We start from the raw sequence: 14,641 nt of genomic DNA, 5'->3' as shown, positions 1-14,641 counted from the left end.
TTGCTGGGGCCGGTACTTTTGTAACGTTGATAAATCAAGTAGTCACCTTTACACGCAAACCTCATGAAACGCGTTCTGATTATTGCCTCCTGCCTGTGGCTGGTTGCGGCCAGCGTCCTGATTGCTCATTCGGTAGCCGCCGTTTTTAAGTGGGATGAAACTACCCACGATTTCGGTAAAATTCAGCGGAGTAAACCCGTTGTGGCCGAATTTTCCTTTGTGAACAATGGCGGTATTCCGCTGGTCATCAGCAGTGCGCGCGGCTCCTGCGGCTGCACGGGTGTCGAGTATCCGAAGGAAGCCATTCTGCCCGGAAAAGCCGGAATGATCAAAGCCACTTTTAATGCCGCTTCCGTGGGCACTTTCAACAAAACCGTCACCGTTGAATCCAACGCCGAAGGCGGTACGAACGTGCTGACGATCCGGGGCGAAGTGATTCAGTAAATGGGAACGAGGATTGGACGGATTGAATGGATTAAAACTGATTTTTTATCCAATTTATCCGTGAAAATCCGTTCAATCCGCCAAATCCGTGTTCCCATCGTCAATATTTCATTACGCCCAGTTCCTTTTCCACCGCCGACCGGCCGTCTTTCATCCAGGCGGGCAGCGGAGCTTCTTTGAGGTAGTGATCGAAAAACTGATACATCCGGATGCTGAGGTCTTTGGCGTTGTGCCGTTGGGTCAGGTTGTGGTCTTCGCCGTTGTACACCAGCAGCCAGGCCGGTTTGCTCAACCGCCGGAGCGCCGAATAAAACTCGATGCTTTGGTACCAGGGCACCGCGCCATCCTGATCGTTCGCCATCAGCAACAGCGGGGTCTGGATGCGGTTGGCGTAAAAAAGCGGAGAGCTTTCGAGGTAATTCATCGGCTTGTCCCAGAGCGTTCCGCCGATGCGGCTTTGCGTTTTTTCGTACTGGAACATCCGGCTCATGCCCGTTCCCCAGCGAATCCCGCCGTAGGCACTCGTCATGTTGACCACCGGCGCGCCGGCCATGGCGGCTTTGAACAGATTGGTTTTGGTGACCAGGAAAGCCGTTTGGTAACCGCCCCAGCTTTGCCCCTGTAAACCGATGCGGTCGCGGTCCACGAACCCTTTTTCAATCAGATTCAGTACGCCCGGCACAATGCAGTCGTAGGCGTTCTGGCCCGGCATTCCGGTGGTGTAGACAATGTCGGGAACAAACACCAGATACCCGTTTGACACGCAATACGCCATGTTGATGGTGGAACGGCTGGGGGCCGGAGCCTTGTAATCGTTCAGCGTTTCGGCATTGCGCTCGTAATAATACACCAGCATCGGGTATTTCTTCTTCGGGTCGAAATCGTCGGGTTTATACAGTAAGCCTTCCAGCCGAGTTCCGTTGTTGCCAATCCAGTGAACCAGCTCGACGTTGCCCCAGCGAACGCTGTCCTGCTGCGGATTGATGCGGGTCAGTTGCTGCGGTTCGGCAAAGGTCGTGTCGGTCAGGTACAGGTTATTGGACTCCCGGAAGTTGCCTTTCTGAAACGTCAGCGTCGGCCCTTTTTTCGCTTTCGACAAACCGGCAAATTTGTACTCCCCTTTGGTTAGAATGACCGGTTCGGCCGCCGGACCGGCCATGGGCTTCTTCAGAATTCCGGTTGATTTAGTGCTTTCCCAAAAACCGGTCAGCCATAAATCGCCGGTCAGGGAAACATACTTTTCGTCCCAATCCAGGTTCGCGCGACGAAGCCGGATGCGGTTTTTCCGTCCGTAGCCCGCCGTCAGATTGACCGGTTTTTCCTGCCCCGTCGGGTCGATGCGCCAGAGGTCGAAGCGGTCGTAAATCAGCACATACCGGTCGTCTTTGGTCCAGCCAGCAGCCCCGTAACTGCCGGGCAGGTCGGGGGTATCGTGTTCTTCGTCGAAAAACCGGACCGGAATGCCGCGCGTCAGGTCGATCCGTTTGCCTTCCGCCACCGACCACGCCCGCCAGAGCGAATCGCGTTCGTCGTACCACCAGGCGTATTTCCCGCCCGGCGACAATTGGGCGTACGACACCCGGGCGTCGTTGGCAATCTGTTTTTTCTGACCGGTTTTGGCGTTGATCAGGTACAAATCCGTTTGGCCGGGGTCCCACATGCTGTTGATCTGATACGGCAAATTGCTCAGTCCCAGCCAGTACGGATGATCGAATTTGGTGTCAACCTGAACGTTGGGCATATCCCGGTTTCCCAGTTGCGTAATCCCGCCCGTTGTCAAATCGCAAACCGCCAGAAAACCGCGTTCTTTTTCCTGCTTCAATTGCTTCAGCTGCATGGGCTGAATGGTGGGATCGTTCCAGCTCCAGACGTCCACTTTCACCCGCTCCTCATCCAGCACCGTCGAATCCTTGATGGGTTTAGGCGGTAAAATCGAGGTCGCGAAATACAGCCGCCGGCCATCGTCCGAAAACGTTGGCGTGCGGTATTCGTTCACATTCCAGCCTTTGGGATAGGCTTTGGTGAGCGTGTCGGCCAGCACGATCGGGCCCGTCGCACTCCGCTCCGCGAAGGTGGGAGCCGAGCCGTTCTTTTTCTTTTTCCGGGACGAAACGGGCAGGGCGGGAGCGAGGTTTTTGTAATACAGGGCGTAAGCTCTGACATCCGCTTCTGCACTGTCGGCGGTGGCCATCCAGGCCAGTTGGGAGCCGGTTTTATCAACCGCCAGGCCTTTGTACACCTTGCGCTTCGAGCTGGTATCGACCAGCATTTCGTTTTGCTTTCGGGTATCAAACACAAACACACCGGCTTTTTTCAGGGTGTCGTTGACGGCTTCCTTGTTGTAAAAAATCGTATTGCCGTTGTCAGAAACCGCCACGTAGGTCACATACCGGAATGATTGCGTCGCGCCGGTTTCCAGATTGAGCAGAATCAGATCGTCGCCTTTCAGCTTTTTTGCGGACGTCGAAGCCCGGCCATGGCTTGCCGGTTTGGCGGTCGTCGAGTCTTTCCTGATGCCTTTTACGTCCTGATGTTCCTGCAAAATTGCCGCCCACGAACCGCTTTCTTTCGGAAGTACGTACGACTTGACGTTGGCAAAACCGATGCGGCTGCCGGTTTCGAGGTTGAACACCACCAGACTGTCTTTCGGGAGCTGGTCGGCCCGGACCTTTTTCTTTTTAGCTTCCCGCGTGAGTTTAAAAGGCGCTTTTAACCGCATCACCAGAAACCGGCTGTCGGGTGTGAATTGCGCCAGATAACCCCGCGCAAATACGTATTTACGGCCTTTAGTCCGTATTGTTTTTGACAGGTCCAACGGACTAACATCCACCGGTGCGTTTGGCCCGGCTTTCGCTTCCAGTTGATTGGCCGGTTTTTCGGTGGATGGAACGGATTCACTTTTTCCTACCCGAATCAATTCCAGAACGCCATCGCCTTCCTGGGGGTCAATCTGGTAGGTGATCCACTGGCCATTGCCGGAATGCTTTTCGGAGCGGACGGTTTGCCAGCGATCATAATCGGCGTGCGTGAGGGGCCGTTTGGGCGATTGGGCAAAAAGGAACGTTTGAAGACAAAGCGTAAAAGAAATACAGAGAAAAGCGCAAAGACGCATAAGTTGAGCCGGTTAATAACGTACTAAATTAACCAAAATGCGTTGTCAATCTGTTCCACAATGTGTAAAATGCAGCGAATCACGCATTACTTTATGAAAAAATGTCTTTTTTTGCTACTCTGTGCGGGACCTTTGGTGAGTTATGGCCAGATTAATGAACCGCTCAAGCGCGAACTGGATAGCATGTTTGTGCTCGACCAGCGCTACCGGTCTTATATTTCAGAAATTCACAAAAACAAAAAACTGGCCGACAGTCTCATGGCGGCTTTTAATAGCAAGGAAAATCTGAACAGAACGCTTTGGAAATATCAAAACCGCGTAGACAGTTCAAATCAGATTCGGACCAGAGAAATCATCAAAACCTACGGCTACCCCGGGAGTTCGCTGGTCGGCAAACCAACTCACATGGCGGCCTGGCACATTATTCAGCATTCGCCGGATATAGCGGTTTATTTTCCAATCATCGAAAAAGCCGGGCAGGCTAATGAACTGCCGCTGTCGCTGGTGGCCATGATGCAGGATCGGTTGCTGACGGAGCAGCGCAAACCCCAGATCTACGGAACGCAGGCATCGTGTTACCGGTTAAGGGCCGATCCGGGCAAGCAGGAATGCTTTATCTGGCCCATCGAAAATCCGGCCACCGTCAACGAGCGTCGCAAAAAAGCCGGTTTTACGCAAACCGTCGAAGAAAATGCAAAACGGCTGGATGTTGCTTATCAAGTACTGACGATGGAAGCCATCAAACAGCGGTACATGATCGGAGATGAAAAATAAAGTAGAAAATATTTTTTAATAAAAGAACGTTCGTTTATTTTTGAATCGAAATGAGATTGCGGGACGAATTGAAGGAATTGGCTATTCGCGAACAGGCGATGGAGATGATTGTAAAAGAAGGTTTCGATGGTCTGAGCATGCAGAAGCTGGCGAAAGCTGCGGGCGTTTCTCCGGCCACGATTTACATTTATTTCAAGGATCGCGAAGACCTTATTCGGCAGATTTATTACGAAGAAATGCTGGTGATGAGTCAGGAAACGCTGAAAGGTTTTGACCCGGACATGCATTTTGATGAAGGATTGCGGGTACAGTGGATGAACCGGGCTCAGTATTGTATGAAGTATCCGCTGCGGATGCATTTCATGGAGCAAATGCGGCATTCGCCGTTGCACGAAAAATTTCAGGGCGATGCGCAGAATCCATTTTCGGCGGCCATGAAAACCTTCGTAGCCAATGCCATTCAGCGAAATGAACTGGTGAAGTTGCCAATTGAAGTGTACTGGTCAATGGCATATGCTCCTTTGTATCAATTGATTAAATTCCATCAGTCGGAGAACGGAATGCCGGGCTGGGGGAAGTTTGTGCTGGACGAACAAACCTTGAATCGAACCCTGGATTTGGTATTGAAAGCCTTGAAACCCTGATTTTTTTTGCCATAAAAAATAATGAACGTTCATTTATCAACTTGCTAATTTTTATCCACGTATGAAACTAAATCACCTGAATCTGTGTGTACCGGATGTGGCCGCGGCCACGGATTTTTTTAAACGCATTTTCGATTTTGAATGCCGCGAAACGAAAGGAAACAACGTTTTGGCGGTTTTATTCGGCGAAGATAACTTCGTTCTCGTGCTCAGTAATTTTCAAAAATCGGCGATACCGGTTTATCCGCCTGATTTTCACCTCGGTTTTCTGGTAAAACAACCCGAACGGGTTCACGAAGTGTACCAACGGCTGCTGGCTGCGGGCGTGCCGGTAGAACGCGAACCACGACCCATCCGGGGTTCGCTGGGGTTCTATTTTTCCGGTCCGGGCAACGTACAGATTGAAGTAAGCTGTCTGCCCGAAAATCAAACCCGGCCCGCGGTTTCGACCGTAGCGTAGCCGGAAATCGATCCCAAACGGGTAACCGTTTTAACGGTTTTTTAATGCCGGCACCGGCGATCGGTTCCAAAAATGTCCCATCTTTATCCGATCCCCGAAATTCAATCGGGGGCGGAAACTCTCAAGTCATTCATAGAGAGCGCATTTAATTTAAAAAACAACCAATACTGCCGAAAAGAGACGCTATGAACACTGCTGCCACAACCACTCCATTTACCAGGTACGAAAAAGCCATTATTGCCATGCTGGCCTTCATCCAGTTTACGGTTATTCTGGATTTTATGGTGTTGTCCCCGTTGGGGGCTCAGTTGATGATTGAACTCAACATTACAACGGCTCAGTTCGGCTGGGTCGTTTCTGCGTATGCGTTTAGTGCCGGGATTGCAGGGCTGCTCACGGCCGGGTTTGCCGACCGGTTTGATCGGAAAAAAATGCTGCTGTTTTTTTACAGCGGTTTTGTGCTGGGAACGCTGCTTTGCGGTATTGCGCCCGACTACCATTTTTTACTGATCGCCCGCATCGTTACCGGTATTTTCGGCGGAGTCATTGGTTCAATCGGGTTTGCCATCATCACGGATCTGTTTGCTTTCCAGATGCGCGGGCGGGTGATGGGCGTCGTCCAATCGGCGTTCGCAGCGAGTCAGGTACTGGGCATTCCGGTGGGATTGTACCTGGCCAATACCCTCGGCTGGCATTCGCCTTTTCTGCTGATTGTGGGCGTCAGTGTTCTGGTCGGCCTTGCAATTGTGATCTATATGAAACCGGTCAATGCCCATTTGAAGTTGAAATCGGAGCGAAATCCGTTTCAGCATTTGCTCCATACGGTTTCGCGTCCGAGCTATTTGCGGGGTTTTGCCAGCACGACGCTTCTGGCCACCGGTGGTTTTATGATGATGCCCTTCGGAAGTGCGTTTGCCATTTATAACCTGGGTATTTCCCAGGCCGAACTGCCGCTGATTTACATGGTAACCGGTGTTTCCGCCATCATCATTGGGCCGTTGTCGGGGAAACTCAGTGATAAAATCGGCAAATTTCCCATGTTTTTATACGCATCCCTGTGGGGCATGGCCGTCGTGATGGTCTATTGCAACCTGGGAGTAACGCCACTGTGGCAAATCATGGTGATCAACGTGCTGCTGTTTGCCGGAATATCCGCCCGGATGGTTTCGTCCTCGGCGCTGGTTTCGGGTGTTCCCGATCCGCAAGACCGCGGTGCCTACATGGGCATCAATTCGTCGGTTCAGCAAATATCCGGCGGTATTGCCTCCATGATTGCGGGACTGATCGTGGTCCAGAGCAAGGATGGTTCGCTGGGGCGTTACGATGTACTGGGGTATATCGTAGCCGCGACGATGGCGATCACGATTGTGATGATGTATTCGATCAATAAATACGTTGCTAGGAAACAGGCGGCTGAAGCCGCAAAGGGTTCGCAAGTAACTGGTGGACAACCCGTAACCGCCCGTTAAACGGTCACCAGTTCGGCCACGCCCACGCAATAGTCGGCGGCCCCGTAATACACCAGAATCCGGCCGTCGGGCATCCGGACCCAGCCGTTGCTAAAAACGACATTGGGGAAAAATCCGGTTTTTTCCCAGTCCAGTTCCGGAACCATCAACGGCGCCGTCGACCGGTCGAGGATGCGGGTAGGATCGTTGCGGTCGAGGAGGGCCAGCGACAGCGAATAGGCGTGGTCGACGCTGGCGCCGTGGTAGCAAACCAGCCAGCCTTCGTCGGTCAGCATCGGTTCTGGTCCGGCACCAATTTTCAGGTGTTCCCAGGGGGTTCCGGCAGCTCCGAATAGAAACTGATGGTCGCCCCAATGCACCCCATCCGGCGACCGGGCCAGCCAGACCGACGGTTTGCCAATATCCGAAACCATGGGCCGGTGCAGCATGTAGTAGTAGCCATTTATCTTCTGCGGAAACAGACACGCATCCTTGTTGGGGGGGGCAATGACCATGCCCTTCCGTTCGAACGTCACGAAATCGCTCGTAATGATCAAGCCCACGCCGGGGCCGTTTTCCGAAACCGCCGTATACGTAATCCAGTATTGCCCATCCAGAAAGGTAATTCGGGCATCTTCCACGCCGAAGGATTCGTCGGCGCGTTCCGGAAAAATGAACGGTTTCTCATCGACTGTAAAGTGAATACCGTCATTGCTGCGGGCGAGCCGCAAATGACTCAGCGACGTCAGGTAGGCCTGATCATCGATTTGAACCACGCGCGGATCATAGTCGCCCTCCGGTTCGGGAAAGGTTTTGATAACCAGTTGGAAATGACCGGCCTGCTGCTGAACGACGGGCACCTGAATTTTTCCGGGCTGCGTTTCCACGGCTTCGGCCACCCGCAACAACAGCAGAACTTCGTCGCCCAACCGGCAGGCTGCGGGATTGAAAGCGCCCATCACCTGAAATTGCGGATGCGACGGTTTTACATCGGCGGCCGTCAGAATGGGCTGATCCGATAAACGACGGAGTTGATACTTTTTCATGTTATTGGTTGGCCGTCATGTATTCTTTATGACTGCTTTTGACGGGGTCAATCGAATGGGCGTAGGTAGTCAGAATATTGGAAATGATCTGCGCCACATATTCCCGTTTTTTAAACACGATGTCGTGGCGGTTTTCCGGTAATAAAAACTCCTTGGATTTGGCATTGATCAGGTGCGTGCGCCCAAAAGCCACATTGGTCGGATACACCAGATCATCGCGCTGCCCGTGCAGAAAAGTCACCCCGGCTTTGATCTTCGACCAGTCGGGCAAAATTTCGGTCAACGCTTCACGGTGCGCCAGTTTCTCGTCGTTGGCCAGCAGCAACAACCGCGGGATCAGCCACCGTAACGGCGGTTTGTCGATGAAATAGCTAATGGGGTAGGTGCGCTCCAGACCCGGCCCCAGCGCCGATGAGACAAACACCACCTGATCCACTAAATCCGGGTTGTTCATGGCCAGGCGGGCCGCCACCGAGCCGCCATAGGACGATCCCACCAGCATAATAAACGGCGCTTTCCGGTAGCGGTTCATCAGCGGTTGCAGCAACCGGGCCTGTTTGACAATGGACGTTTCGACCCGCCCGAAATCCGAATAACCGTAGCCGGGCCGGTCGACGGCCACCAGATGAGCGTGGTTGATAAGGGTCGTATCTTTAAAGAATTTGGTAAAAAAAGCCGATGAACTGGGCGCACCATGAACAAACAACACGACCGGCAACGAATCCTGACCCGGTTCGTCGGTTTCCATATACCGGATGGTCCGGTCGTTGATTTTATACCGGTGAACCACCGCCTTGACCCGCTCATGGCGGAAGTTTTCCGCGATTTCTTCGTCACTATCCCGCGATTTTACCCAGTGTGCAGCGGTTAGTAAGCCAGCAAACAGAACAACGATGACGATAAAAGCCCAGCGTAGAACGCGCAAAAATAACTTCATGCTTCTATAACTACCGATCCCCGGCTGAGGTTTCAGGAGAGGTGATATTTGCACGGGTTTTCTGACCGGCTCAGAGCCGGGTACCCGCGGTTAGCCAGCCACTGGCTCCGCACAGACCGGAAACATTCCGGTTGATCGGCGGTTACAGAAGGCGTATACTCTATGATCCCATACAATGAATAATCAGGAATCTGTTCAGGAAAGAACCGAAGAAGAAATCCACCGGGACGCGATTGGTCTGGAAACCAAGCCCGAACTGATGAATCCCCCGGATGCGCCCCGGGAAGATGAAAACGATACGCTCGAACCCGACGGCGGTGAAGAAGGCGACGACACTGAACCCGGAACCGGCGTGTCGATTGGGCAAGCCGGTTCCCGGGCCTTACCGGTGTAAAAGCACCCGCCCACTTCGGGTTTGCCGGGCGGTTTTGAGATGAATGAAATACATTCCGTCGGCGTTTGGTCTCATATCGATGGTTTCTTCCTGGGGCCGACCCGTTCCCAAAACGTCGCGCTGATGCAACGTTCGGCCCGACAGGTCGGTGACACTTAACGTGGCTTTTTGATTTTCGACCAACTGGAAGCGGGCAGTAACCAGCCCGGTTGTTGGGTTTGGCGTGATGAAAAGATCCTGAACCGATTTGTCATCGGCCTTTTCTTCCGTTCCAATCCGTTGATTCGGCGCGCAGGTGATGGTTTTGGGCGACCATAAGAGCACATAGCTATTGCCCTGAACCCGCCCCCAAATGGTGCGTTGCTGGCTGTTTTTCAGGCTTTGGGGTACGGTATAAAAATAACCGTGGGCTCCATTGCCTTTTCCGGCATCTTTTAAATCTTGCCGGAAAATGTCGGCCGTTGCCGTTCCGGCTACTTTGGCCGTGGCCAGCGTTGCCCCCTCCAGAAACTCGATGGTGACGGCGGTATTGGGTTTATCCCGGTTCCACACCCAGCCCGAAAAACTCGTACAATTGACCAGATCCAGGTAGCCTTGAAAGTTTCCTGTGACCGGAGCTGGATTAACGGTCAGCGTCAGAGTGAGGCTGGTTTTGGCATTTTTATCGTCCGTGGCGGTATACGTCAGAGAATGGGTGCCCATTGCAGTAGGTGTGCCACTTAAAACGCGGGTGTCGGAATTGAAACTGAGCCAGGCAGGAAGCCCCGCCACAGCATAGGTCAAGGTCCCGTTTTCGGGATCGGTAAAAGCCGCCAGGGTGGTGGCATATGACTGACCAAGGGTTGCGGTCGTGGACGCCAGAGTGGGAGCCACGGGGGCTTTGTTGACCGGTGGCTGATTCGGCGCAGGGGTGGCAGAGCTTTCGCAGGTGATCGATTTGGGCGACTGGCGAAGCACATAAGCCGCCCCCTCAACCCGCGCCCAGATGGTGTGAGACTGATTGTCTTTCAGACTTTCGGGAACGGCAAAGGCATACCCGTGGTTGCCATTTCCTTTGTTGGCGGTTTTTAAATCCTGCCGAAAAATATCGGCCAGAATGGCGTCGATCCGCCTGGCGGTTTCAAGTGTAGCCCCCTCCAGAAATTCAACGGTGAGCGGCACATTGGGTTTGTCCCGGTGCCACACCCAGCCCGAAAAAACAGCGCAGTTGACCGTCGATAGATAACCGTCGTATCCCGCCAGACTCAATGGGGGGGAAGTGGTAGCGGTATTCGAAATAATTACGGTTACATCGACACTTTGGGCCAAATTCCGGGCGTCGGTAGCGGTGTAGGTCAGGCTATACGTACCGGTTGTGGTGGGCGTACCACTCAGTATACGGCTGCCCGTATTGAAGTTCAGACCCGGTACAATTCCCGCCAGACTGTAGGTCAATGGCCCATTTTCCGGATCGGTGAATGGGGGCAGGGTCGTCGAGTAAGCTTGCCCGGTCAGGGCCGAAAACGATTGGGGTGCCGGCGCTACCGGTGGTGTGTTGACAACCGGTGGACTTTCAACGGAAACACTAAAAACCGCAGGTGTGGCCAGATTCGCATCGGTGGCCGTGTAGGTCAGGCTGAACACACCGGCCGTCGCTGGCGTACCGCTCAGCATCCGGGAAGCCGCACTGAAAGTCAGCCCGGGCACCGACCCCGCCAGGCTGTAGGTCAATGGATCATTATCCGGATCGGTAAACGGGGGCAGGGGCGTCGTGAACGATTGGCCGACCGTCAGGCTGAGTGAGGCAACCGAAGGAGCAACCGGTGGCAGATTGGGTGGCGGGGGCGTTATCGGGCTCTCACAAGTCAGGGTTTTGGGCGACCATTTCAGAAGGTAGGTCCCCTCGACCCGCCCCCAGATGGTGTGTGATTGAGCGTCTTTTAAACGCTCCGGAACCAGAAACCGGTACCCGTGCGCTCCGTTTCCTTTTCCCGCATTTTTCAAATCCTGGCGGTAAAAGTCGGCCACGGTCGTACCGATAACGGTGGCTGATTCGACGGTCGCGCCGTCCAGAAACTCGATGGTGACGGCAAAATTGGGCCGGTCCCGGTTCCAGGCCCAGCCTGTAATGCTGTCACAACGGACCTGATCCAGATAACCATCAAACCCGTTCAGGGTGTTGTTGATGACGATCGACAACGTAGCGGTCGTGGAGGTTCCCTGTGGATCGGTGGCCTGCACCACCAGCGGATACGTTCCGGCGGTGGTGGGCGTACCACTCAGCACCCGGGTGGTTGAGTTAAAGGTCAGACCGGCAACGGTGCCGCTGAGAGTGTGGGTTACCGCACCCCCTTCCGGATCGGTAAAAGCCGGCAGGGTGTAGGTATAGGCTTTATTTACCGTTCCGGTGGGCGGGGCAAAAGCCGGTGCGACTGGCGGGCGGTTTTCGGGGGTCTCCGGCGTTGACAGGAAATCATACGTACCAGACCCCACCTGAAACAGCGCCCGGCCGTCTTCAATCCGCAGAAACGTCACGCCTGTTGCGTTTTCGGCTGGCTGGTTGCCCTCCCGAACCGATGCCAGCTTGTCGGCGGGTATGGAAACCAGCGCCGTGGTATTACCGGGTACGGTAATTTTCCAGCGAAACTCCCCATCCGCAGCCGTCCATTCGCTGGCAATGGTGCCGTAGGCCGAAGCGAAGGTTGAACTAACCCGGTTCAGATTGCCGGCGGGAACGGGGCGCATCACGATGGATTTGAACCCGGCCTCTCCGGATTTGATTCCGGCTATATTTTCATAGAGCCAGATGGGCAAATCACCCAGTTGCATGACGTGGTTGCCCGAGTTCATAAACGCCGGGGCCTTGTTGCCATTCCACAGTTCCCAGGTCGTTGTTGCGCCATTCTGAACCATGTAACCCCAACTCGGATAGGCGGTATTGGTCGCCAGCCGCATCGCCAGGTCTGACCGGCCATTCGCCGTCAACGTCCGCATCAGCCACTGCGTGCCCACAACGCCCGTACTGATCTGGCCGTTGAATTTTCCTTCGATCACCGCCGTCATCTGGTTAAAAACCGCTTGACGAAGTTCGTCGGGTACCAACCCGCAAGCCAGCGCCAGGAGGTTAGCGGTAACGGTATTGTTGCTGTATTGCCCTGTAACGGGATTCAGAAACGTCTGGTTAAAGGCCGATTTGACCAAAGCCGCCCGGCTGCTGAAGGTGGCGCGGTCGCCTTCGTTGCCCGTCAGGACGGCAAACTGTTCCATCCGTTTCAATACGTAATAATAGTAGGCGGTATTGAGTAGCCTGCCATCGGTTTTTCGCGTAGGATCTTCCGACTTGGTCAGGTACATCGATTCCGGCGGTAGCGCCCAGTCGCCGTATTCATCCGCCTGCTGAATGTAATTTTCACTGTATTTTTCCAGATACGTCACCCACTTCTTCATGGATGCATAGTGCTTCCGAATCGGCTCATCATCGCCAAATTGCTCGTATAACATGTTGGCCACCAGCACATAGGTTGAAGGCCAGGTGACGCTGGGAGTTGCGTATTTCCAATATGTGGGAACAATATCCGGGATACCACCGTCCGGTTTTTGCGCGCTTTCGATGTCGTCCAGCCATTTGGCATACAGGCTCTGGTTGTCATAAATGAAACTTTCGCCCGTCGAAACCGTCGCGCGGTCGCCGAGCCAGCCCTGCCGTTCGTCACGTTGCGGGCAGTCGGTCGGGATGCCCCGGTAATTGCCCCGGATCGACCAGAACGCATTGCTATAAATCTTGTTGAGCAAGTCATTCGACGTCGTCAATGTTCCGGTCTGCGGCAAATCGTCGTGTACAATCCGGCCTTCCAGCGATTGGGTGGTCGGCGTTCCCGGATAGCCGGTCACTTCAACGTAGCGAAAACCGTGGTAGGTAAACCGCGGTTCCCAGATTTCTTCGCCCCCGCCTTTGAGCGTGTAGGTGTCTTTGGCTTCTGCCGAACGCAGGTTGTCGGTTTGTAGGTTTCCATCGCTTTGGATGTTTTCCGCAAACCGCAAAACCACCCGCGTGCCCCGGGGGCCCTGCACCTTCAGTCGGGCCCAGCCGACCATATTCTGCCCCAGATCGAAAACGTATTTTCCGGGTTCGGGTTGCTGCACCGAAACAGGGGCCAGGGTTTGGGTCACCCGGATGGGCGGGTTAGTTTGGGACTCGATCCGGCTGGCCGGCGCATTGACTACTGAAGCGGTTAGCCAGCTGTCGGCATTGTAACCCGTTTGATCCCAGCCGGTTAATTCACGCGTAGCATCGTATTCTTCTCCGTCGAATTCATTGTTAGCCCGGATCGGCCCATCCGCCGTTACTTTCCAGGACGGATCACTCACAATTTTTTCGGTCGTTCCGTCGGTATAAGTCACTTCTATCTGCAACCGCAGTTTCGGATAGCCGTAGTTGGTGGTGGCAGGAACTTTGGGCTGACCGACGCGCATCCCAAAATACCGTCCGTTGCCGAGGGTGACCCCAAACGCATTATCGCCCGCTTGCAAATAGGTTGTCACATCGTAGGTATTGTACAACACCCGTTTGTCGTACTCGGTGGGCCCCGGAGCCAGCACGGCGTCACCAACTTTCCGGCCGTTCAGGGAGAGTTCATACAGGCCCAGGCCACTGATGTAGGCGGTTGCCTGCTTGATCGGTTTGGTTAACGTAGCCTGTTTCCGAAAATACCGGGCCGACAACCGGGTGTTGACCGCCCTGGGTGCGTCCCATTCAAAAGCCTGTTCCAGTCCGATCCACTGCGCCGTCCAGTCGGTCGATTGCAGCAGGCCCATCGTCCACCGGGCGGGTTGGCTCCAGCCCGACTCGACACCGTCTTTGCTTCGTATTTTAACTTTCCAGAAGCATAGCTGGCGGCTGTTCAGGGCCTGGCCCGCGTAGGCAACCCACTGCGACCGATCGCTGGTTACGAGCCCCGAGTTCCATAAGTCGCCTTCGTTCTGGTTGAGTTTGTCCAGCGAAGACGCCACCAGAATCTGGTATTTGTCCTGTTTCAGATTTCGCTGATTGCTGGTCAGAATCCAGCTCAGGCGGGGTGCCGACCTGGTAATGCCTTCCGGATTGGTCAGATTTTCGGTATGAAGATCAGCGATCGTCAGGGTTCGCTGGGCAAAGGCTGGCAAAGAAAGGCAGAGTACTAATCCGTAGAGAATCCAATTCATAGAGTTCTTTTTTAAATAGGTAGCGGTATCATAGTGCATCACTTAAAGGCCCAAACCAGTCCGATTCCGTCACCAGGTTGGTAAACAGCGGTAGATTCGTCCACTAATAAGCAGACAATTACCCACTTCTGCTTTCTGGTTTCTAACCTGTTCTATCAATAGTTGTTCCACTATTTGTCAGACATTAAAATTGGGTTTGAA

At 53.9% G+C, this 14,641-nt stretch carries 10 protein-coding genes; 6 read left to right on the top strand and 4 right to left on the bottom strand.

Translation table 11 applies throughout. The features are described from left to right. The first annotated feature begins 63 nt into the window (after positions 1-63). Positions 64-444, top strand: coding sequence for a DUF1573 domain-containing protein (locus tag EHT87_RS15625; protein ID WP_124907586.1), 381 nt, complete (start codon positions 64-66; stop codon positions 442-444). Positions 445-544: 100 nt separating this feature from the next. Here EHT87_RS15625 and EHT87_RS15620 read toward each other — a convergent pair whose 3' ends face one another. Next, positions 545-3,556 (bottom strand): S9 family peptidase, encoded by a 3,012-nt coding sequence (locus tag EHT87_RS15620; RefSeq protein WP_124907585.1) that lies wholly within the window; start codon positions 3,554-3,556, stop codon positions 545-547. A 93-nt stretch (positions 3,557-3,649) separates the two neighbouring features. On the opposite strand from EHT87_RS15620, the gene EHT87_RS15615 reads away from it, so the two are divergent. The 4 genes from EHT87_RS15615 to EHT87_RS15600 all read left to right on the top strand — a co-directional run bounded on the left by EHT87_RS15615 (position 3,650) and on the right by EHT87_RS15600 (position 6,903). Then, positions 3,650-4,330, top strand: a complete 681-nt coding sequence (locus EHT87_RS15615) for a DUF6624 domain-containing protein (protein ID WP_124907584.1) — start codon at positions 3,650-3,652, stop codon at positions 4,328-4,330. A 50-nt stretch (positions 4,331-4,380) separates the two neighbouring features. Further along, complete coding sequence (locus tag EHT87_RS15610; protein ID WP_124907583.1) at positions 4,381-4,974, top strand: TetR/AcrR family transcriptional regulator; 594 nt, start codon at positions 4,381-4,383, stop codon at positions 4,972-4,974. Positions 4,975-5,035: 61 nt separating this feature from the next. Then, positions 5,036-5,434, top strand: coding sequence for a VOC family protein (locus tag EHT87_RS15605; protein ID WP_124907582.1), 399 nt, complete (start codon positions 5,036-5,038; stop codon positions 5,432-5,434). Between the two features lie 185 nt (positions 5,435-5,619). After that, the gene (locus EHT87_RS15600; protein WP_124907581.1) at positions 5,620-6,903 is read left to right on the top strand and encodes an MFS transporter; all 1,284 of its coding nucleotides are present in this window, start codon (positions 5,620-5,622) and stop codon (positions 6,901-6,903) included. On the opposite strand, the gene EHT87_RS15595 is transcribed toward EHT87_RS15600, so the two are convergent. Together EHT87_RS15595 and EHT87_RS15590 are read right to left on the bottom strand one after the other, a co-directional pair. Continuing rightward, the gene (locus tag EHT87_RS15595) at positions 6,900-7,928 is read right to left on the bottom strand and encodes a glycoside hydrolase family 130 protein (RefSeq protein ID WP_124907580.1); all 1,029 of its coding nucleotides are present in this window, start codon (positions 7,926-7,928) and stop codon (positions 6,900-6,902) included. The two genes, EHT87_RS15600 and EHT87_RS15595, sit on opposite strands and share 4 nt — an antisense overlap. Before the next feature lies 1 nt (position 7,929). Beyond that, complete coding sequence (locus EHT87_RS15590) at positions 7,930-8,865, bottom strand: alpha/beta fold hydrolase (protein ID WP_124907579.1); 936 nt, start codon at positions 8,863-8,865, stop codon at positions 7,930-7,932. Between the two features lie 175 nt (positions 8,866-9,040). Between EHT87_RS15590 and EHT87_RS15585 the strand changes: the two genes are divergently transcribed. After that, positions 9,041-9,259, top strand: coding sequence for a hypothetical protein (locus EHT87_RS15585; RefSeq protein WP_124907578.1), 219 nt, complete (start codon positions 9,041-9,043; stop codon positions 9,257-9,259). Here EHT87_RS15585 and EHT87_RS15580 read toward each other — a convergent pair. Beyond that, positions 9,248-14,440, bottom strand: coding sequence for a family 78 glycoside hydrolase catalytic domain (locus tag EHT87_RS15580; RefSeq protein WP_124907577.1), 5,193 nt, complete (start codon positions 14,438-14,440; stop codon positions 9,248-9,250). The genes EHT87_RS15585 and EHT87_RS15580 overlap by 12 nt on opposite strands. Positions 14,441-14,641 lie beyond the last annotated feature (201 nt).

The sequence above is a fragment of the Larkinella knui genome (genome assembly GCF_003858645.1).
GTDB classification, from domain to species: domain Bacteria; phylum Bacteroidota; class Bacteroidia; order Cytophagales; family Spirosomataceae; genus Larkinella; species Larkinella knui.
The sequence above is the reverse complement of the archived record's forward strand: the minus strand, read 5'-3'. Positions and strand labels throughout refer to the sequence as shown.